This is a genomic window from Paenibacillus sp. JT31N17 (assembly GCF_056269255.1).
In genome coordinates, this window is sequence record NZ_JBWDNP010000008.1 from 192,141 (window position 1) to 213,592 (window position 21,452).

Annotated in this window: 16 protein-coding genes; 13 read left to right on the top strand and 3 right to left on the bottom strand. The window is 53.8% G+C overall.

What is annotated here, in order from left to right; genetic code table 11:
• Window positions 1–192: 192 nt before the first annotated feature.
• The 5 genes from AC0YOB_RS23900 (at window position 193) to AC0YOB_RS23920 (ending at window position 4,874) form a co-directional block, all read left to right on the top strand.
• Window positions 193–1,560: an ABC transporter substrate-binding protein gene (locus AC0YOB_RS23900; RefSeq protein WP_475770956.1), complete on the top strand. Its 1,368-nt coding sequence runs from the start codon at window positions 193–195 to the stop codon at window positions 1,558–1,560.
• A gap of 130 nt (window positions 1,561–1,690) precedes the next feature.
• Window positions 1,691–2,563 carry a carbohydrate ABC transporter permease gene (locus AC0YOB_RS23905; RefSeq protein WP_475794887.1) on the top strand — a complete coding sequence of 291 codons (873 nt, stop codon included), beginning with the start codon at window positions 1,691–1,693 and terminating at the stop codon, window positions 2,561–2,563.
• The gene (locus AC0YOB_RS23910) at window positions 2,563–3,384 is read left to right on the top strand and encodes a carbohydrate ABC transporter permease (RefSeq protein WP_475794888.1); all 822 of its coding nucleotides are present in this window, start codon (window positions 2,563–2,565) and stop codon (window positions 3,382–3,384) included. The genes AC0YOB_RS23905 and AC0YOB_RS23910 overlap by 1 nt, the downstream gene beginning before the upstream one ends.
• Window positions 3,385–3,495: 111 nt before the next feature.
• Window positions 3,496–4,341, top strand: a complete 846-nt coding sequence (locus AC0YOB_RS23915; RefSeq protein ID WP_475794889.1) for a helix-turn-helix transcriptional regulator — start codon at window positions 3,496–3,498, stop codon at window positions 4,339–4,341.
• Window positions 4,338–4,874 (top strand): alpha-L-fucosidase, encoded by a 537-nt coding sequence (locus tag AC0YOB_RS23920; protein WP_475794890.1) that lies wholly within the window; start codon window positions 4,338–4,340, stop codon window positions 4,872–4,874. Before AC0YOB_RS23915 ends, AC0YOB_RS23920 begins: the two co-directional genes overlap by 4 nt.
• Window positions 4,875–5,002: 128 nt before the next feature.
• Here the strand turns inward: AC0YOB_RS23920 and AC0YOB_RS23925 are convergent, their stop codons facing one another.
• Together AC0YOB_RS23925 and AC0YOB_RS23930 are read right to left on the bottom strand one after the other, a co-directional pair.
• The gene (locus AC0YOB_RS23925) at window positions 5,003–6,637 is read right to left on the bottom strand and encodes a hypothetical protein (RefSeq protein WP_475794891.1); all 1,635 of its coding nucleotides are present in this window, start codon (window positions 6,635–6,637) and stop codon (window positions 5,003–5,005) included.
• A gap of 166 nt (window positions 6,638–6,803) precedes the next feature.
• The gene (locus AC0YOB_RS23930; protein ID WP_475794892.1) at window positions 6,804–7,733 is read right to left on the bottom strand and encodes a phytanoyl-CoA dioxygenase family protein; all 930 of its coding nucleotides are present in this window, start codon (window positions 7,731–7,733) and stop codon (window positions 6,804–6,806) included.
• Between the two features lie 392 nt (window positions 7,734–8,125).
• Between AC0YOB_RS23930 and AC0YOB_RS23935 the strand changes: the two genes are divergently transcribed.
• The 5 genes from AC0YOB_RS23935 to AC0YOB_RS23955 all read left to right on the top strand — a co-directional run bounded on the left by AC0YOB_RS23935 (window position 8,126) and on the right by AC0YOB_RS23955 (window position 16,202).
• Window positions 8,126–9,094 carry an aldo/keto reductase gene (locus tag AC0YOB_RS23935; protein ID WP_475794893.1) on the top strand — a complete coding sequence of 323 codons (969 nt, stop codon included), beginning with the start codon at window positions 8,126–8,128 and terminating at the stop codon, window positions 9,092–9,094.
• Window positions 9,095–9,115: 21 nt separating this feature from the next.
• Window positions 9,116–9,973, top strand: coding sequence for a creatininase family protein (locus AC0YOB_RS23940; protein WP_475794959.1), 858 nt, complete (start codon window positions 9,116–9,118; stop codon window positions 9,971–9,973).
• A gap of 310 nt (window positions 9,974–10,283) precedes the next feature.
• On the top strand, window positions 10,284–12,695 hold the full coding sequence (locus AC0YOB_RS23945) for a glycoside hydrolase family 31 protein (RefSeq protein ID WP_475794894.1): 2,412 nt from the start codon (window positions 10,284–10,286) through the stop codon (window positions 12,693–12,695).
• Between the two features lie 18 nt (window positions 12,696–12,713).
• Window positions 12,714–13,802 (top strand): Gfo/Idh/MocA family protein, encoded by a 1,089-nt coding sequence (locus tag AC0YOB_RS23950; protein WP_475794895.1) that lies wholly within the window; start codon window positions 12,714–12,716, stop codon window positions 13,800–13,802.
• A gap of 15 nt (window positions 13,803–13,817) precedes the next feature.
• A complete protein-coding gene (locus AC0YOB_RS23955) occupies window positions 13,818–16,202 on the top strand; it encodes a glycoside hydrolase family 95 protein (RefSeq protein WP_475794960.1) in 2,385 nt (794 codons plus the stop codon).
• Between the two features lie 847 nt (window positions 16,203–17,049).
• Here the strand turns inward: AC0YOB_RS23955 and AC0YOB_RS23960 are convergent.
• Window positions 17,050–17,475, bottom strand: coding sequence for a pyridoxamine 5'-phosphate oxidase family protein (locus AC0YOB_RS23960; protein ID WP_475794896.1), 426 nt, complete (start codon window positions 17,473–17,475; stop codon window positions 17,050–17,052).
• Window positions 17,476–17,696: 221 nt separating this feature from the next.
• Here AC0YOB_RS23960 and AC0YOB_RS23965 point away from each other — a divergent pair, with 221 nt between their 5' ends.
• From AC0YOB_RS23965 to AC0YOB_RS23975, 3 genes are all read left to right on the top strand, one after another.
• The gene (locus tag AC0YOB_RS23965; RefSeq protein ID WP_210045232.1) at window positions 17,697–19,040 is read left to right on the top strand and encodes a TrkH family potassium uptake protein; all 1,344 of its coding nucleotides are present in this window, start codon (window positions 17,697–17,699) and stop codon (window positions 19,038–19,040) included.
• 121 nt (window positions 19,041–19,161) lie between these two features.
• The gene (locus AC0YOB_RS23970) at window positions 19,162–20,028 is read left to right on the top strand and encodes an MBL fold metallo-hydrolase (RefSeq protein ID WP_475794897.1); all 867 of its coding nucleotides are present in this window, start codon (window positions 19,162–19,164) and stop codon (window positions 20,026–20,028) included.
• Window positions 20,029–20,178: 150 nt separating this feature from the next.
• Window positions 20,179–21,390, top strand: coding sequence for an MFS transporter (locus AC0YOB_RS23975; RefSeq protein WP_475794898.1), 1,212 nt, complete (start codon window positions 20,179–20,181; stop codon window positions 21,388–21,390).
• The last annotated feature ends 62 nt before the right edge of the window (window positions 21,391–21,452 follow it).

Sequence of the window (21,452 nt, forward strand, 5' to 3'; positions counted from 1 at the left end):
TATTTTCCGCTCTGCAGGGTCATTTGTCAAAAGGTATTTGAAAGCGCATTCGGTAAAAAAAGTACATAAAACGAGTCTATTTTCTCCATGGTGGAACCGCTGCCAAACATTTTATAATGGGAGCACATCGATGGTGAAAGCGGATTCAAGCATGTTGCAAAAACGAGTTATCAACCAAGGGGAGCGTGTCACATGAAAAGATCGTTAGGGATGGCAGCAGTCGTTGTTCTCATCATGGCCTTGATTGCCGGCTGCGGCGGCAACAACAATCAGGCATCGAATGAAGGCGGGACGAATGCGGCGGCAGGCAATAATACGGATGCCGGCAATACGGGCAATACATCCGGCAAGAAGGATATCACACTTACTTATATCGCCAGCCAAGGCTGGATCAAGGATGCGGAAATGACGCTTGCCAAGAAATTCGAAGAAGAGACCGGCATCCGCATTGATTATCAGATCGTGCCGGCCGACCAATATTTCAATGTGCTGAAAACCAAATTGAACGCCAAGGAAGCGACTGACCTGTTCGGCGGCCAAAGCGGCCAGAGCGAAATCAGCCTGAACTACAACGTGGAGAAGAATGCGGTCGACCTTAGCGGCGAAGAGTGGGTGCAGCGTGAAGATCCGCTCAGTATCGAGCAGCTGACGCTTAACGGCAAAGTGTATGCGCAAACAATCTGGGATACGGGAAGCAGCTTCGTTATCGTCTACAACAAACAAATCTTCGAGAAGTTGGGCCTGAGCATCCCCAAGACCTATGAAGAATTCAAGGCGGTCTGCAAAGCAATCAGCGATTCCGGCGTGACGCCGCTCTACGAGCCGATTGCCGACGGTTGGCACCATACCCTGTGGTTTGCCGAGCCGGGACCCCGCTATGATGAAGTCACGCCTAATCTGTACAACGATTTGAACGCGAACAAGAAGAAATTCGCCGATGATCCAACCATGCTTCTGGCGCTGAACCAACTGAAGGAGATCTATGATTTGGGTTATTTCGGCGACAATGCCTTCTCGGATACGGGAGCGGATTCGGCAGCGAAAATGGCAAGCGGACAATTCGCCATGACGCTTGCCGCACAAAGTCTAGTCAACGATATTGAGAAAGCGGATCCGAATGTGAAAGCGGACGGCTTCGGCTACTTCGTCATCCCGCTCGCAGACAACCAGATTTATTACATCAATCCGGGCGGACCAAGCAAATTCATCTATTCCGGCTCCGAGCATATTGAAGAAGCGAAGCAGTATCTGGCTTACCTGGCGAAGCCGGAGAACCTGCAGTACATGCTGGATAACGATCCGACGGTTTCCAACCTGAACTACTCGGGACTGAAGGACAAATACAATGCTGAACAAAAGAAAATGATGGCGACCTACACCAAGAAGGGCACCGATATCCAGGACTACGTCAACTATGTCAACCCGCAGTGGATGGACATGGGCAAGGATATCGTGGCAATGCTGAGCAATGCCATGAAGCCTGAAGAAGTGCTGACAAGCATTGATAAACGCAGAGCCGACATGGCTGCTGTAGCCAAAGATCCTGCCTGGACGAAGTAAGCAGCGCAGCGCTGAATATACGCAATTCCAGATAAAAAGACGGACGGATCATAACCCTGCCCGAGGGCTTCCTTAGCGGGGTTATGTCCTTTTTCGATAACGTCAAACCAGCGAGTGGGGATGAGATACTGTGAGAAATAAAATCTATCCGCTATATTTTACATTCGGCACATTAGCCCTTTATCTGATATTCTTTGTTGTTCCCGGCTTGATGGGATTTTATTACTCCTTGACCGACTGGAACAGCTATTCGGACACGATTAATTTCATTGGACTGGATAACTTCAAGGTGCTGTTTGCAGCTGATGAAAAATATGTGAGCTACATTCTCAATACACTGAATTTCACCGTTTCCACCGTTATTTTGAAGACTGCTCTTGGCCTGATCTTCGCATTGATCGTGAATGAAGGCATCAAGATGAAGGGATTTCATCGCGTCTTGATCTTTATGCCTTCCATCGTGCCCATGCTCGTTGTCGGCCTGATTTTCAAATCCATTCTGAATCCGGCCACAGGCCTGCTCAACACGGCACTCCGCTTCGTGGGACTCGACGTCCTGACGCAGAAATGGCTGGTGGATGCCAACTGGGCGTTCAAATCCATCATTGGCGTAGACACCTGGAAGGGCGTCGGCTACATCATGATCATCCTGCTGGCGGGTCTGCAGGCTATCTCGCGCTCCTATTACGAGGCCGCCGAAATTGACGGCGCCAACGCTTGGCATAAATTCCGTTTCGTGACCCTGCCGCTTCTCATGCCGGCGCTTGTTGTCACAACCGTGCTCAATCTGCTGCATGGGCTGAAGGTGTTCGAGATCGTTTATGTGCTCACCAATGGCGGACCCGGATATGCGACCGATGTGCTCTATACCGCAATCTTCAAGGAATTTTCCATGGGCCGCTACGGTGTAGGTACCGCGCTGTCGTCCATCCTGTTCCTGTTTATGACGATTGTCGGCTACTTTGTCGTGCGGCTGATGGCCAGAGAGGAGGCGCGTGACTAATGAAAATGACACCGCTGAAATCCTTTCTCCGCAACGGCTTCGCCTGGCTGCTGAGCGCCCTTACGTTTTTGCCGCTGCTCTTGATCATCTTCAACTCGCTCAAAAGCCAGGCAGAGGCCAATACCATGAGTCTGTCGCTGCCGACCAAGCTCCACTGGAGCAATTATTCCGTTGTCATCGAGCAGGGCAAGCTGATCCAGTCCTTTTTCAACAGCCTGCTCTATTCTTCCGCCTCGACCGTACTGGGCATTATTCTGTCGTCCATTGCTGCATATGTTTTTGCGAGGAATGCAACCAGGCTCAACCGTTTTCTCTATTTCTTCGTTATCCTTGGCATCGCGATGCCAATCAATTTCGTCACCCTGACCAAGGTCATGCAGGCGTCGCATCTGATCAACACGCAGCTGGGCATCATTATTTTGCTGGCGGTCATGTCCATTCCCTTCAGTGTATTTCTGATTTACGGCTTCGTCAGCTCTGTGCCCAGAGAACTGGACGAGGCCGGCATTGTGGATGGATGTCCGCCGCTGCGGCTGTTCTTCTCCATTGTGCTGCCGCTCCTGACCCCGGTTATCGTGACCGTGGCGATTCTGAATTTCATGGGGGCCTGGAATGACTTCGTCCTGCCGCTGTATTACCTGAACAGCTCGGAGAATTGGCCGATGACGCTGGCGGTCTACAACTTCTTCGGACGGTTCTCGGTCAACTGGAATCTGGTTTCGGCTGATATCGTGTTGACCACCCTGCCGGTTATTGTGATTTATTTGCTGGGCCAGCGGTATATCATCTCAGGCATGACCTCCGGCTCGGTGAAAGGCTGATTGCCGACGGGGGCGTGAGTGAGAGAATGGAAGGTTTATTGAATGGAGCACGGGTGATGTGCATGCGCAGACGGGACTTGTTCACCAGTTCTTTAAAAGGAGGTCAATGCGATGTTTTTCCATGATTTGAGGCTGGAGCAGGAGCTCAAGATCGAGATGAGAATCGATGGCGAAGTGGAGCATGAGCTGCACATGCATGATTTGCTGGAAATCAACGTCCTGCTGGAGAACAAGGCGCAGTTTCAATTATTGAACAAATCCTATACGGGCGATGCGGGGGACGTGTTTATTTTCCGCCCTTACGCGCCTCATTATAATCTGGCCGATGAGGCAGACAAGCCGATCAAGTGGATTATGGTCTTGTTCTCCCCTTCCATCGTCCGGCTGATTCCTTACGGCTACCGGCTGCTGTATCCTTTTTATACCGAGTCGGCTTCGCCGCATATTCCGGCTTCCTCGGCCTTTGCGCACTGCATCCAGACTGCAGCGGTCAAAGCGTATGAGGAGCAGGAGAAGCAGCTCCCGGGCTGGGAAGCGAATCAATTCATGTATTTCATTGATGTCCTGGTCAATGTCTTCCGCTATGCGATGGATGCTTCGGCACGAACCGGGGATGCGGAGGTTGAAATCGACTCCGGCGTCGTGTCCGCTGTGGAATATATTTTGCGTCATATCACCGAGGATATCGACGTTCATGATTTGATCGAGCTCTACGGCAAGGGGAAAACCTATTTTTATACAAATTTCAAACAGGCCGTCGGCGTAACGCCGAATCAGTTCATCCATCGTTTGCGGATGCAGATTGCCATGTATCTGCTCAAGACGACGAATAAATCGGTCACGGATATCGCTTTTGAATGCGGCTATAATTCCATTCATTATTTCAACAAGCATTTTAAGCAGTACCGCGACATATCGCCCAGAGAATTCCGCAATCAGACCAAGCAGGCGATGTGAATTCAGCGTTTTTCAGGAGGATTTCGCGCGACGAAGAATCATGGAAAAGCGTCGATATGCTCGTTCAGATGCTGATCGATACGGTCAGCAAGGGCGGCAATCTGCTGCTTAATGTCGGCCCAACCGGACGGGGCGAATTCGACGAGCGGGCGATTGACCGGCTGAAGGGCATCGGCGGCTGGATGAAGCGCCACAAGCGATCCATTTACGGCTGCAGCGCCGCTCCGGAATCGTTCCAGTGCCCTGTTGATTGCCGGTTTACGTACAATGAAGAAGCTGGGCGGCTTTATTTGCATATTTTCAACTGGCCGTTCAAGCATATTCATCTTCAGGGCTTCTCCGGCCAGGTGGAATATGCGCAGCTGTTGCATGATGCCTCCGAGATCCGGATGATTCAGGGCGAGCAGGAAATGACAATGGAGGCCGGAGCATTCAATGAAGGCCGCCAGGCCGGCACCTTGACGCTGGAGCTCCCGGTCAAGAAGCCGAATGTTACGGTTCCCGTTATCGAGCTTTTCTTGAAAAGCAAGTGAAGGGCAGGCTAGATCTCTAAATCAATTAACAGCATACAATCCATTAGGGAGAGTCAGTCCAGGCGAGATATCGCCTGGTTTTTTTCTTTGCGGTCGATTTTCCAACCCTGGAATACAAACAGCGAAGGTCAGCGAATTTGACGGACTTCAAAATCAAGCGTAAAACCTGCAGAATCGCGTTTGTACATCCGCACCTCCGAGCTCCCGAAGCGCTGCATCCAGCAGTCGCGCGCTCCCAGCAGGGGAGAAGCCTGCTCCTTCACGGCATCCGCGAGGAAATCCGTCGTCGGCAGCCATGCTCCGCCTCCGGAGAATTGCCTTGCTTCCTGCCACTGTGAAGGAAGCAGCCACTTCGCCGCAATGACGGTAGCGCCGCCGGATTCCGCTCTCCTGCGAACCGCAAGGAGCGTCTCGTCAGAGACAGACGAGCCCGCTACGACAATCAGCCCGGGATTCCCAAGCTGCGAATCTGTGACGAATTCATCATAGACCAGCACATTGCCCGACGGGTAGAACAGTGGATGCATATTGGCTGGAGCGTCGAGTGTTTGCCCCTCCCAGAGGGGGAACTTATCTGCAGGAACCAGCCGCTTCAGCTCATGGCGCGGGAAATCGAATCCGGCAATATGCATATTATTGCCATGGGCAGGAATTGAACCGCCGCTAAGCAGATGCCACACGTCGAATACCGAACGGGAAGAAGCCGGCACCGCCAGTTCACGAGATCCGAACAGCCGCTCGTTCTGGCCGTAATTGCTGTCGTCGGAATGAATAATGACAATATCGGGATCCGCATCCCGATGCGTCCAGCTCAGGGGATTAGCCGGAACAAATTCCCGGACAAATGCCTCCCATACCTCGCCGAAAGCCGTCTTGCGAAACACATCCTCCTTGAAGTGCAGGAGCACATCCACATTCTCCGTAAACATGCGGCTTGGTCCCATGTAATAACCCATCCGCAGCGCCGACCCGAATTCTTCGGGAGAATGACCGGGAAATCCCGGCGTACGGATCGGCCATGGCCCCACATCGGGCCCCCACAGATCCGCGCATATCCACATGTCGCGCCCGTATTGCCCTACCGCTCCCAGAGCGTTCGCCAGCTGCAGCGGCTGGAACGATTCCTTCATGATTTTCGGGCAAAGCGCCATTCCTCCGCGGGCTTGTGCATGAAACAGCACCGGAAATACCTGCTCGCTGAGGAGAGGGACCTTCGAAGCGTCGAAGCCCGCCCGGGTCAGAATTTCCCGTACATGGCGGACACGCCGCGCAACCGAATCCGTCATCAGGCGGCGCGCCTCATTCAGATCCTCTGCTTCACAGGAGCCCCATTGCGGAAACCAGCCATCCTTGCGGTATTGACCCGCATTAATCTGCAGATGCTCGGGCTCGTCATACAGCAGGCCGATAAGCTTCCCGCCGGCCGCGGCTTCCAGCAGAGCATCGTCAGGCATATCATAGCGGTTGGTGCCTTCCACCCAGGGGCCGTTAATGTTCCCGTATTCATTGCCCAGACATAATTCAATGCCATAAGACTTGACATCCTCGAGCAGTTCCTTCTGCCCTTCAAGTCCCGGAAACAAATGATGAACATAGAATTCCGCGCTTAGCTCCAGCAGCGCCTGCATGAAGGCATGCCTGCCCGGGGCTGCGTCCTGAGAAGGATAGATGCTGCCCGTTCCCGTTCGCATTACCCGGTCCGATGCTTCGCGTGCCCACGGGTCCTGCCAGCCGATTACGGTTCCTTGAATACCGAATTTCATAAATAAGCTCCCTTCAAGAGGTTGTTCATAAATTTGCTTACAAAAAAAGAAAAGCAAGCCGATGCACACGTTAGAAACGGGACATCGGCTTTGTCTTCAACTTTGAAGTTATGGTTCACATTAAATTGGGTATAAATGGTTATTTTTTGAAATTATGGTTATTATCTCACTTGATTGTATGAACGACCTTCAGCTTCGCCCGTTCTTCATCCGTATATTGCGCCTGCAGCTTTTCCCAGTAGCGGGGCGGAGTTGTCGTCTCGCCATGGAATTTGAAGCCGCGCTCGTTAAGCTTGATATCCCCGCTCAGATCGGTCGCGTCAAAACCCATTTCCACTCTTTTCTTCAGCATCGTCTGGATTGCCTCGCGGCGTTCTTCGCTCCAGCCCGGCAGATCCTTGGCCCAGGCTTCAGGCGCATAGCTGTCCTGATACACATCTTCATTCACATAATGCACATAGAAGATCCGTCTTTGCTTGTCGGAATGATTGAAGGACGAGCCATGCGGCGTGGACAGGCAGTGGAACAGCACATCGCCCGGTTCCATCTCCAGCGGAACGGCTCCGCAGTTATTGTACAGGTCTTCCTCGGACACCTGCTTCAAATCCACATGGCCCACCAGATGGCGCCCGTGAATAGCGAATACGCCTCCATTGTCCGCACCGGAATGATTCAAATAAATATCGGTGGTGAAGTTGGGAATGCCGAAGGTTTCAGTGCGCTTGGCGGCGCCATACGGCGGGTCCTGATGCCAATGAACGGGCGCGCCGGAATTGGCCAGCTTGACAACAAGCGAGTCATTCCACGGGTAGAAGGAATGTCCGATGATTTGACCGATATTCTCCAGAAGCTCCTGATTGACGGTAGCCGCCTGAAAAATATCGTCCCGCTGCCACATTTTCTCCGAACGCCAGTAGGTTTCACTGCCGTCTTTATTTTTATAATAGCGGTGCTCCTCGCCTTCCCGCGCTACGCCTTCCGCTTGTGTCGCGTCGGCTGCCTTTTGCAGCAGCTCCAGCTCTTTGCCTTTAAATAAACCTCTCATGATCAAATAGCCGTTCGCATGAAAGTAGTCGATTTGTTGTTGAGTCAACATGGGTTCATGTCTCCTTTATGTTCGTCGTTTTGCTTGCAGGAACATCGTAACATAGCGGGCAACCGCTTACTTTTCTTAACACGCCTCCAAATTTGCAATTTTGTTCAAAATGCTTTCCGTCTGCCAAATGCCGCATAAGTGGTGGGAAATAACAGTCCAGGCGATAGCGGGAAAAGAAATCTGAAGCTTGGATGAAATCGGGATACAGCGGTAACCAGCATCGGATTCCTTCAATAATGCGTCCGTGCGGCAAACGTCCCGGCAAATGAACCATCCGGATATTGAACAAAATCGCAAATGTAAGGCCATGTCCTGACAAGTTTGCCGGAGCGCATTCCGCTATACTTTTGGTAAGCACACGATAAGGACTGAAGAAGGAGAGATTAATCACTATGAATTATAGAACATTGGGAAAATCGGGCTTGCGTATATCGGAGGTTGGATTCGGCGCATGGGGAATCGGCAAGACCAGCTGGGTAGGCGCAGAGGATGACGAGTCGCTGCGGGCGCTGAATCTGGCCATTGACCGGGGCATTAATTTTATCGATACGGCAATGGGCTACGGCAATGGACACAGCGAGCGGCTGGTCGGCGAATTGCTCAAATCGCGCAGCGAAACGATCCATGTCGCGACCAAGGTATCGCCAATCAATCTCAAGTGGCCGGCGGTTGCCGGAACCCCTGTTGAAGAAGGCTTTACGGCTGAGCATATCATGAAATGCGCGGAGAACAGCCTGCGGAATCTTGGACTGGAGACGATTGATGTTCTCCAGACGCATGTGTGGCTGGATTCCTGGAGTGGCGAGGGCGACTGGCTGGATGCGGTGGTCAAGCTGAAGGAGCAGGGGAAAATCCGCGCTTTCGGGATCTCCATTAACGATCATGAGGCGGACAATGCGATAAAAGCACTGGAGAGCGGCGTAATCGATACGGTGCAGTTCATTTATAATATTTTCGATCAGACGCCGGAGGAAAAGCTGCTGCCGGTATGCATCAAGCACAATGTCGGCACGATCATCCGTGTACCGCTGGATGAAGGCGGTCTTACCGGCAGCGTAGGCCCGGATACAACATTCCCGGAGGGCGACTTCCGCAACGGGTATTTCCGGGATGACCGGAAGCAGGAAGTATACGACCGTGTGAAAGCGATTGCCGGCGATCTGGATGCCTCCGTGGAGCAGCTTCCCGAGATCGCGCTGCGTTTTATACTTTCGCATCCCGGCGTATCGACCGTTATTCCGGGCATGCTGAGGAGCCGCGAAGTGGAGATGAACTGTGCGCTTGGCGACGGCCGCGGGCTGCCGGAGGAGCAGGTGCAGAAGCTGAAGAAGCATGCATGGTTCCGCAATTTCTATAAATAGGGGGTGAGTGAATTGACGAAGGTGCTGTGGTCGGAGCTGTTCCCGGATGAATTCCGGCAGCGGCTGGAGGAATGTCCCTTGGTTTATTTGCCGCTTGGCATCTGCGAGCCGCATGGACAGATCAGCGCGTATGGCCTGGACACGATCAAGGCGGAGTATCTGTGCGCACAAGCGGCGCGGCGCGGCGGCGGAATTGTTGCCCCGTCGCTGGGCTACCACATTCATGAGGCAGGGTATCACGCGCCTTGGCTGAGGGATGAGGTAGGGGAGATCAATCCGCATATGACGGCAATGCCGCCGCATGTGATGCTGTATTTCTTCCTGTATCAGTTAAGAGCGTTCGTGAATGCGGGCTTCAAAGGAATTATCGTCGTATCCGGCCACAGCGGCGGGAATCAGGAGGATTTGCGGAGGGCTGCGGAGCTGTTTCAGAGCCGGATTCCAGTGGCAATGTGGGTCGGCAGCGACCCCGAGCTGGTAAGAGGGCTCCATGACGGCGACCATGCAGGCAAATATGAGATTTCGCAGCTGATGTATCTGCGTCCGGATTTGATCGATGAATCGCGGCGTGAGCTGGAGAGCCTGCCCGGAAGCGGCGGACGGCTTGCGCTGGGAGCAGATGCCGGGGAGGCGTCAAGCCTGCTTGGCGAGCGGATCATGGAGGATTCGCTGCTCCAGTTAGGAGAGATCACAGGTGGGCTCCTTGCCGAGATCAGGGAGCAGCCGGAAGTCTCTGCGGTTGTTGATTATGCGGCGATAGAATCGATTTATGCCGAATTGCTTACAAGTAAAAGCCAGTGGCGAACCGCCTCGCCATATCCTGCCCAGGAGCCGGTTCCGGAGGATTCCCGCTGGAAGCCTTATGAATTTATTAGATAGTCTGCCATAAAGGCTGATTATGGGCTTCATTGCAGGAAGAAAATCTTCATTTTGGCAAAAGCCGGAGCAGCATATAATTGCCGGGAAGCAGCCTTCTTGCCGGTTAGATATTACGGCAAGCCTGTCTTGATAGCGCTCTAGAGCAACTATATGAAGGCGAACGTGCCTTCATCATACCGGTCCAGAGCAAACTGTATTTTCGGCAAGCCTGCCTTAATAGTGCTCTAGAGCAAACTGCATGGTTTGCAAACCAACCTTTATTTGGCAGGTACCAGCCTGCCTTCAAATTTATCGCTGAGGAGTTTTATGGATGGAGATCATCAGCTATGAGCAATCAGCCGGCGGCCTGGTTCTGATAACCGGTAAAGGCCGGATCAAGGTGGAGCCTGTTTCCCCTTCGATTATCCATGTCGTTTATACCCTGGAGGAATCCTTCAGCACCAAGCCAAGCCTGGCTGTCCTCAAGGAGGCAAGCACCGGTGCAAAGTGGGAAATCCATGAATCCGATTTGACCGTGACTCTGCGCACAACCGAGCTGGTTCTAGAGATAAATAAGGCCACAGCCGCCTTCACCTGGCGCGACAAGCAGGGCGGGCTGCTCACGCGGGAGCCGCAGACCGGCGGCAAAACGCTTGTTCCGACGGAAGCGGCAACCCTCATTTATGACGATAGCTCTGAGGTTCAATCGAGCATGTCCGCCGATGGCGTGCGCGTCCAGGCCGAGGCCAGGGAAGCCCGGACTCGCCGTGCGTATCATACGAAGCTTGCTTTTGAATGGGAGACGGGGGAAGCCTTGTACGGCCTGGGCTCGCATGAGGAAGGGATTATGAACCTGCGGGGCACCAGCCAATATCTGTATCAGCAAAATATGAAAGCCGTCGTTCCCATGCTTGTCTCCACGAAAGGATATGGCGTACTGCTCGACAGCTACAGCCTGATGACGTTTCATGATGATGTCCATGGCTCTTATCTGTGGTCGGAAGTGGAAGACGAGCTGGATTACTATTTCATCTACGGTCCCGAGCTCGATGAAGTTGTGGCGGGATACCGCCAGCTTACCGGGGCAGCGCCGATGCTGCCGAAATGGGCCTTCGGCTACGCGCAGTCGAAGGAGCGCTATGAATCCCAGGCCGAGCTTCTTGCCGTCGTGGAAGAATATCGGGAGCGCAAAATCCCGCTGGATCTGATTATTCTCGATTGGCGGTCTTGGACCGGCGATCTGTGGGGTCAGAAATCGTTCGACCCCGACCGGTTCCCGGATCCCGATGAGATGATGCGCAAGCTTCATGAGAAGCATGCGAAGCTGATGGTCTCGATTTGGCCGATTATGAATAATGACGGGCCCAATCATCTGGAGATGAAGGAGCATAACACGCTGCTTGGAAACCGTGCCACCTACGATGCGTTCAGCGAGAAAGCGCGCAGCTTGTACTGGAAGCAGGCGAACGAGGGATTATTCGCTCACGGCATCGACGCCTGGTGGTGCGACTGCACCGAGCCGTTCGAGGCGGATTGGAACGGAGAAGTCCGGCTCGAGCCTGAGCAGCGCCTGCTGGTCAATACCGGACAATCCAAGAAATATCTCGATCCGGAATATATTAACGCCTACTCCCTCCAGCATTCCAAAGGCATCTACGAAGGGCAGCGCGCGACCACCGAAGAGAAGCGGGTCGTCAACCTGACACGCTCGGCATTTTCGGGGCAGCAGCGCTACGGAGCGATTACATGGTCCGGCGATACGGCGGCCAAATGGGACACGCTGCGCAAGCAGATTCCTGCCGGGCTGAACTTTGTTGCCACCGGCGTGCCGTACTGGACCTCGGATATCGGGGCATTCTTCACAGCGAAAAAAGAGCAGTGGTTCTGGAACGGGGATTATAATGACGGCTGCGAGGATCCGGCTTACCGGGAGCTTTATTTGCGCTGGTTCCAATATGGCGCCTTTCTGCCGATCTTCCGCTCACACGGGACGGACACGCCGCGGGAGGTATGGAGATTCGGCGAGCCGGGCACCGTCATTTATGACACGCTGGTAAAGTTTATCCGGCTGCGTTACCGGCTGCTTCCTTACTTGTATTCGCTTGCGGGCGCTGTTACCCATCAAGCCTACACGATGATGCGGCCGCTGGCCTTTGATTTCCGCCATGATCCGGCTGCATATAATATTGACGATCAATATATGTTCGGACCGGCACTGCTGGTGAACCCGGTGCTGGAGCAGGCCGCCGGAGACGGTAATGATCACAGCCGCAGCGTCTATCTGCCGGCAGGGACATCCTGGCATGACTTCTGGACCGGCGATTATTACGGGGGCGGGCAGACGATAGATGCTGACGCCGGACTTGCTACGATGCCATTATGCGTACGCGCCGGCTCCATCGTGCCGATTGGACCCGATGTGCAGCATTCCGGCGAGCAGCCGGATGCTCCATGGACCCTTCTGATTTACGGCGGAGCTGACGGCAGCTTTGTTCTCTACGAGGATGCGGGGGATGGTTACGGCTATGAGCAGGGAGAGCATGCAGCGGTGACTCTTCTTTACCATGATCAATCCCGAACGCTTGCCTTCGGCAGCCGTCAGGGATCGTACGGCGGGATGAACGCCAAGAGGAGCTTTCAGTTGAAAGTAATGACGGAAGGCATGGGCTATCTGCATGAAGCTGGCATACCTGCCCGGCAGACGATCGAATATGAAGGCTCGGCTTTGACTATTCAATTGTAAGTGAAGGAAGCGATGATCATGACACAGAAAAAATACAAGCTTGGCGTCATCGGACTTGGGGAAGGCCGCAGTATTATGTCCGCAGCCCTGAACAGCAAACGGTGGGATCTTCAGCTCGTCTGCGACAAAAATCCCGAAATCTGCGTAAGGCGCGCCGAAGAATTCGGCTTCTCCCGCTGGACAACGGAATACCAGGATTTGCTGGACCATCCCGATATCGAGGTCATTGCCATCTATACCCCGGATCAGCTGCATTTTACGCATGTTTGCCAGGCTCTTGAAGCCGGCAAGCATGTCATCTGCACGAAGCCGCTGCTGCCTTCCCTGGAAGGGGCGGGCGAGCTGCTGGAGGTGATCGGGCGGACGGGAAAGCAAGTATTTGTCGGCCAAAGCTCCCGGTTCTTCGAGCCGATGATCCGTCAGCGCGAGGATTATGATAAAGGGCGCCACGGCGACATTCAGATTGTGGAGTCCCATTATATTACGGATGGAAGATGGTTTCTGGAAAAGGACTGGAGCCGTCAGAAGGGCTTCAGCTGGATGTACGGCTTTATGATTCATGCGGTTGATCTGGTCCGCTGGTATTTGCCCGGCATTACCGAGGTAACCGGATTTGGCCGTACGAGCGATTCCAGCAGCAAGCCGGGCCTTGCCAGCTGGGATACCATGCGTTTCCTCCTTCGTGACGGGGAAGGACGCATGGCCCAGATTGCCGGGAGCTACACCCAGCCGTCGCTCGGGCAGGAGGTCGAGCCTTCAATCGGATGTGTTATCCGGGGAACGGAAGGAACCAGCCGGGCGGAATACTCCAATATGAGGTACCATACTCATTTTGCCGGTGAAGGAGCGGTCTCGCATTCCTTTGATTATAAGCACTTCTATTATTTCCGTTTTGAAGGAAACACGCATCATGCCGGGGAATATCAGAACTATATCGAATATTTTGCCGATTGTCTGGACGCGGGGATCACACCGCTGCCTGACGCGCAGGAGGCTGTTCATACCCTTGCGCTGATGGTCGCCATGGAACGAAGTATCAATGCGGGTGGCCAGCTTGTCAAGGTCAGCGATATCAAGAAAGAATTCGGGCTGGAGCAACGGTCTTGAAGGAGGCTGCAAATGATGAAATTGACCTATGACATCCCGGCCCGGCTGTGGACCGAGGCGCTGCCTGTAGGGAATGGCCGGCTTGGAGCCATGGTGTTCGGAGGCGTGGATACGGAGCGGATCGGACTCAACGAGGACACGCTCTGGTCGGGCGGCCCGCGGGACTGGAATAATCCGCTTGCCCGGGAGGCGCTGGACGAGATTCGCCGGCTGGTAGCAGACGGACGCTATGAGGAAGCCGAGGCCCTCAGCAAATCCACCATGATGGGGCCGTATACGCAGTCTTACATGCCCTTTGGAAATTTGCATCTCCACTTCTATCACGGCCAGCTGACGGAGGAATATGAGAGGGAGCTGAATCTGGCGGAAGGCATGGCAAAGGTCACCTACCGTATCGGACAGACCGTTTATACGAGAGAAATAATCGCATCCCATCCCGATCAGATTATAGCCGTTCGTTTAACGGCCAGCCGGCCCGGCATGCTGACGTTCAAAGCATCTCTAAGCAGTCCCCTGAAGTCGAGGCAGCTGCAAGATCGGGATGCGTTCGTTCTGCAGGGCTATTGTCCGGAGGATGTTCTGCCCAACTACTATGAGACGGATATGCCTCTGCGTTACGGACAGGAAGACACGACAACCGCCATGCGATTTGAAGGAAGGCTTGTTGTGCGTCTGGAGGACGGGGGGACATCGAAGACAGACCAGGATGGACTGCATGTTGAAGGCGCGACCAGCGCCATCCTGTATTTTGCAGCCGCCACAAGCTATAACGGCTTTGACCGCAGTCCGGGAACAGAAGGGCGCGATCCGCGGGAAGCTTCAAGAAATACGTTGGACGCGGCAGTCGGCAAACCGGCGGATGAGCTTTTCGAAGCCCATAAGAGGGATCACGGAGCCTTGTTCGGACGGGTGGATTTCAAGCTGGGGCCGTCTCCGGCTCCGGAAGTGCTCACGACAGACCGCCGTATCGCGGAATACGGAGCGGAGGATCCGCGTCTGGTTGAATTGCTGTTTCACTATGGGCGTTATCTGATGATTGCCAGCTCCCGTCCAGGCACGCAGCCGGCCAATCTGCAGGGCATCTGGAATCAGGATGCGCGGCCGGTATGGAGCAGCAACTATACGTTGAATATTAATGCGCAAATGAATTATTGGCCTGCCGAAGTGTGCAATCTGGGCGAATGCCACGAGCCGCTGCTGAGCTTCATCGGCGAGCTTGCCGAGAGCGGGAAGAAGACGGCGGAGGTTCATTATGGCGCACGAGGCTGGACGGCGCATCATAATTCTGATCTATGGCGGCAATCCGCACCGCCTGGCGATTACGGACACGGCAATCCGCTATGGGCCAATTGGCCGATGGGCGGCGTTTGGCTGTGCCAGCATCTGTGGGAGCATTACCGCTTTGGCGGGAATCTCGATTATTTGCGGGAGCAGGCTTATCCTGTCATGAAATCGGCCGCCTTGTTCTGCCTGGACTGGCTGATCGATGATGGCCGGGGAGGGCTGATTACCTCGCCGTCCACCTCGCCCGAGCACCGCTTCCGGCTGGAGGATGGGCGGACGCCAGCGCTCAGCCAAGCCACGACGATGGATATGAGCTTGATCCGCGAGCTGTTCGGCCACTGCATGCAGGCGGCAGATGAATTGGGCATCGATGACGAATTGAAGCTGACGCTGCAGGAGGCAAGCTCCCGATTGCTGCCGCCGCAGATCGGAAGTCTTGGCGGAATTCAGGAGTGGTCGCAGGATTACGGGGACGAGGACGTGCATCACCGGCATGTGTCGCATCTGTATGACATCTATCCGGGAAATGGCTGGACGCCGGAGGGTACGCCCGAGCTGTTCGCGGCTGCCCGTAATTCTCTGGAACGCCGAGGAGATGGCGGAACCGGCTGGAGTCTGGGGTGGAAGGTGAACCTGTGGGCCAGATTCAAAGACGGCAACCGGGCACTGGGACTGATCGGAAATCTGCTGAAGCTTGTCGAGGACGATGGACGAATCGATTTTCATCGCGGCGGCGTATATGCCAATCTGTTCGACGCCCATCCTCCTTTTCAGATCGACGGCAATTTTGGCGTGACTGCCGGAATCGCGGAGATGCTCTTGCAATCGCACGCAGGCGAACTGCATTTGCTCCCTGCGCTGCCGGATGCCTGGAAGGAAGGCAGCGTAAGGGGGCTGTGCGCCCGCGGAGGCTTCGAGATCAGTATGGGCTGGCGTGAAGGCGTTCTGGAATCGGCCCGGATCATCTCCCGTCTGGGCGGCCCCTGCCGGGTCCGGATCGGCAGCGGGCAGCCGTTTACGGTGAGCGGCAAGGAAAATGCTCCGACTGCTGGGGCTTCTGCCGCAGAATTTAACACGGAGCCGGGGGAAGTCTACACGCTCATAATTCGTCAATAGCCTTCAAGACCGCTAACCACAGTTCATAGCTACATTCCTATTAGGGGCATCCCGAAAGTCAATTCATGATTTTTAATCCCCCGCCTGGAACTGCATCTCATTTGCCAAAAGAACCTCCGACTCCACTTATGCCAGTGGATCCGGAGGTTCTTTTATGTGACTTTTGGAACGGACTTATTCATACGAGCAATTTTTGGACAGGTCCTTCACTAAACCGTAAATTGAATCGTACGATGCTGATCCGGCTCAAAAAAAGCCGCTTCCATCACTTATTTGTGAACAAGAATGGGAAACGGCAAAGACAATAGCGGCGCAGCAAGGATTTTCCGGCTTACAGGGCCGGTACCCGCGCCTAAAGAGAATGCAGGGCGGATTATCCTTGCTGGAGCCGCCGCTAGGGCTTGACGGGCGCTGAAACGGCGGCGCAGCAAGGATTTTCCGGCTTACAAGGCCGGTACCCGCGGCCTAAAGAGAATGCAGAGCGGATTATCCTTGCTGGAGCCGCCGCTGGGGCTTGACGGACGCTGAAACGGAGGCGCAGCAAGCCTCCGACAGCCAAATACCGTTAACCCTTACACAATAGAAGAGTGCCCATTGCGCACTGTCATATCATCACTGCTGCCGAACAAGCTTGCCGCAGGACTCTGCCGCTGCAGAGGCAAGTCTGAGCCAAGCCTTTGCGAGTCCAAGCACCTCGTTTCCGCACACAGTCTCCTTATACGCATCGAACTTGCACCGGGCCGGCACTTACGAATTCAAGATCATTTGCCAAAGCCGGCATTCAACATTAGAACGGATTGGAAATTAACTGCCCATTTCTAATTTTTACTGTCTGCCAGACCTGTGTTTACTTCTCCCAAACCTGCGTCTGGCCTTCCTCATCCGAATATTGTATCCGTGCTGCGTGAATGTCGAGAATCACATAATCAGGATCTTCGGGGCCATTGAACCACCGTTTCATCTCAGGATTCCACAGCTTGTGCCGAAGAGAATCATCCTTGGTGATCGAAGCAGTCCCCTCAATTTCTACAATTTCCGGCGACGATTTCCCGTCAAATCCAAGCAGCAGCGAGATATTGCTGTTATGCTGCAGCTCTTCCACCTTATGCGTTTTGCGGTCGGTCGCCAGATACACGTTCAAGCCATCGTGAAATATGGCCATGTAGCGTGATTTCGGTTTGTTATTCTCAACAGTGGCCAGAGAGCCGTATTTATGCTTGTCCAATGCAGCGGTAATGCGCTGCTCCAACTTCTGCTTCTCAATGACTGCCATGGTCCCATCGCTCCTCATCGGTTCTAAATTTTGGGGGAATGCCCAGAAGATATAATACCCTATTATCCATCCGGCGAACCGTCTAAGGCTGTCAGCCCTGGATTTTTTTCAGACCGGAGGGAATGAAAGTTTTGTCCCGCAGCGGGGACTTTGATACACTGTAGAGGGTAAATAAAGTAAACCAAATGTTGCACCCGGATGTGCAAATAATCGGAGCGGAGATGAATCGGTTGAGTTCGGTGCAGAAAAAGCTGAAAATATCACCTCCCCAGTTTCTGGCGATGGGGTTCACCATGATCATTGTCATCGGTACACTGCTGTTATCGCTACCTGTCGCGTCTATTCCCGGTCAGCGGCTGGGGCTTCTGGATGCGCTGTTTATGGCGGCCTCGGCTGCCTGCGTTACCGGGCTCTCGGTCGTGGATACAAGCACTCATTTTACCTTGTTCGGCCATATTGTGATTCTTGTTATGGTTCAGCTTGGGGGACTCGGCTTCATGACGATGGCGACCTGGTTCGCACTGGCATGGGGCAAAAGGGTTTCCTTGAAGGAGCGCCTTATTCTCAAGGAAGCGATGAATCAGAACTATATGGAGGGAATTGTCCGGCTCTCCCGGAGAGTCATCATCTATTCGCTTACGGTGGAAGCCGCTGCCGCCGTTCTGCTCGCACTGCGCTGGGCAAGCGAAATGCCGCTGGGCAAGGCCCTTTATTATGGTGTTTTTCATTCCATATCCATCTTTAACAATGCCGGTTTCGTATTGATCAACGGCAGCTTCATCGCCTATACCAATGATATTTATATCAATGTGATCACGATGATTCTGATCGTTCTTGGAGGGATCGGCTTTATTGTCCTGTCCGATTTGATTGAATACCGCAGGACACGCCGGCTTTCTTTACATAGCAAGGTGGTGCTGTCGGCTTCGGGAATCCTGATCGTCTTCGGAGGACTCGTTATTTTCATGATGGAATTCAGCAATTCGCTGACGCTTGGGCCTCTGAACGCCGGAGGGAAGGTGCTGGCCTCCATCTATCAGTCTGTCAGCCTGCGCTCCGCCGGGACAAGCACCATCGATATTACCGGACTTCGCGAGAGCACGCAGTTCTTTATGATCATTCTGATGTTCATCGGAGCGGCGCCGGGTTCCACGGGAGGCGGCATTAAAGTAACCACCTTCGTTATTCTGATCGGCTCCGTCATAACGATGATGCGCGGACGCGAGGATGTGGTCCTGTTCCGCAACCGGCTGTCCAAGGAGCATACCTACAAAGCCATCATGATTACGTTCATCGCTATCGCCCTGGTCGTATCCGGCGCGATGATCATGTCGACCACACAGTCGCATTCTTTCCTGAAGCTGCTGTTCGAGACCACCTCCGCTTTTGGTACGGTGGGGTTAAGCTTGGGGCTTACTCCGGAGCTTACCGCCAGCGGTAAAATAGTGATCATCATCATGATGTTTATCGGAAGGATGGGGGCTTTGACGCTCGCTTATGCCCTTCAACCGCGGATTCGCAAGGAGCTTTACCGCCATCCCGAGGGAAAAATTATTATCGGATAACAGAAATAGGTTAGAAATTCAGGGGAAATAGGAGTAGAATAAAACTATGATGTTTACCTTTTAAACATAATAGGTCGTAAAAAGATGGTGCAGCCGTCGTCTGGGAGGCATGACAGAAGAGATGGAGAAACAAAGCGTTCGAAGCGGAGAAGTGTTCATTCAGGAAGTCAATGAAACACAGGTGCCTTACGGCTGCCTGGCGGTCTGGTTCCTTGGTCAGGAAAGCGTCATCATCAAAGGCGATGGCATAACGGTCTATGTCGATCCTTATGTATCGGACTATCTGGCGGTACATTCAGGACTTGACCGCACGTATCCCGCCCCGATTGAACCGGCTCATATTACGAATGCGGATGTATGTCTTATCACCCACGAACATGGGGATCATCTGGACAAGGGGACCATTCCGCATCTGGCAGCGAATAATCCCAACGCCGTCATCGTCGCGCCAGAGGCTTGCAGGACGCAGCTTCTGGAGCTTGGGGCAGCCCCGGAACAGCTGCATGCCGCTCATCCGGCGAACTGGCAAACCATCCATTCCAAGCTGCGGATTCTGCCTGTTCCAGCCGCCCACGAGCAGCTTGAAGAGGATGCGCAGGGCAACCACCGCTATGTCGGCTATTTGATTGAGCTCAATGGCGTAACCCTCTACCATGCCGGCGATACGATTGTTTATCCGGGGCTGGTGGAGAAAATACGCAGCCATCAGGTTGACCTGGCCATGCTGCCTATTAACGGGCGGGATTACTTTCGGACCAGCAGGGGGATTATAGGCAATATGGATTACCGGGAGGCAGCCGAATTTGCAGCCCTCACCGGAGCCGATACGGTGATCCCGCTGCATTACGATATTTTCATAGGCAACGCGGAGAATCCGGGTTACTTCATCGACTACCTCTACAAGCATTTTCCAACTCAGAAAGCTCATGTTCTGGCAAGGGCGGAGCGATTCGTTTACGTCGCAAGCCATGCGTTCAAACAAACATAAAGCGAATGTTTTATAAGAAGGAAGCCAATCAGTGTCTCTTGTCATTTTAGGAGATGCCGGGTTGGCTTTTTGTTGCAATCTATCGTCGGACAGATTCCTGGGGCAGCACTTTATTCGTAATCTTTTTTCCCTGAAAGGACGTGTCGATCAATGAAATTCTCATGGGAACGCAATCTGATGGTACTGTGGATCGGGGTTTTCTTTTGCAGCACGGCTTACTCCATTTCCATTCCGTTTCTCCCGATATTCCTGAATACCGATCTTGGTGTGACGGAGCATCTGGAAATCTGGTCAGGGTTTGCTTTTGGCATTACCTTCCTGGCGAGCGCTCTGATCTCTCCCTTCTGGGGCTCGCTGGCTGACAAATACGGACGCAAGCCGATGCTGATCCGCTCAGGCTTCAGTCTGGCTGCGCTGTATCTGATTAATTATTTTATCTATGATCCGTACTGGTTTCTGGTTGTACGGATATTTCAGGGCTTGCTGGCGGGCTTCGTGCCCGCAGCGATCGCGCTTGTGGCAACGAATACGCCGGAGGAAAAAACAGGCTATGCGCTGGGCATCATGGCGACAGCCGGAGCTACCGGGAGTATTGTCGGTCCGCTTATCGGCGGCGTGGTCAGCCATTATTCCGGCAACCGCAGTGCGTTTCTGTTCTCCTGCGTGGTGGTGCTTCTATCTGCCATTATCGCATTGGTATTTGCAAAGGAACAAAATTTCAACCGCTCCGCCGCGCGTTCGCATGTTCTTGACGATCTGAAGATGGCATGGGCGAACCGCGCCTTCATGACGCTTCTGGGAATGGTAGCCATCAGCACCTTTTCCGTCATGATTCTGGAGCCGCTTATTACGGTGTATGTGCTGGAGATGGGGGTGTCGAAGACCAGCGCCTCGCTAAGCTCGGGCATCATCTTCTCGGCCGTCGGCATCGCGACTGTGCTGATGTCGCCAAGATGGGGCAAATGGGGCAGCCGCATGGGGTATGGGAAAATGCTGTTTATCGGCCTGCTGGGCGGCGGAATCGGCAATCTGCTGCAGTTTTTCGTGACCAACTATATCGGCTTTGGCATACTGCGGTTCGGCTACGGTCTGTTCTTCGCGGCGGTCTATCCGTCCATTAATGCGATGATCGTTCAGAATACGGACGCAGCCTTCCGCGGCAGAGCCTTCAGCCTGAACCAGTCGGCGTCGCAAATTGCAACCATGGCCGGACCTATTATCGGGGGCTTGCTGGGGACCTGGATGCCGATCCGCTGGGTGTTTATCATCAACGGCAGCGCTCTGATACTCTGTGCCCTGATCTATAAATTGAAAGGGCAGCAGCGCGCGGTTGCGATCCGCGAGAGCGGAGCCGCGCGCTGATTGACGCGGTATGGCGCTGTGCTTCATGACAGCTGACCCGACTATTCAAGACGGTGGACCCA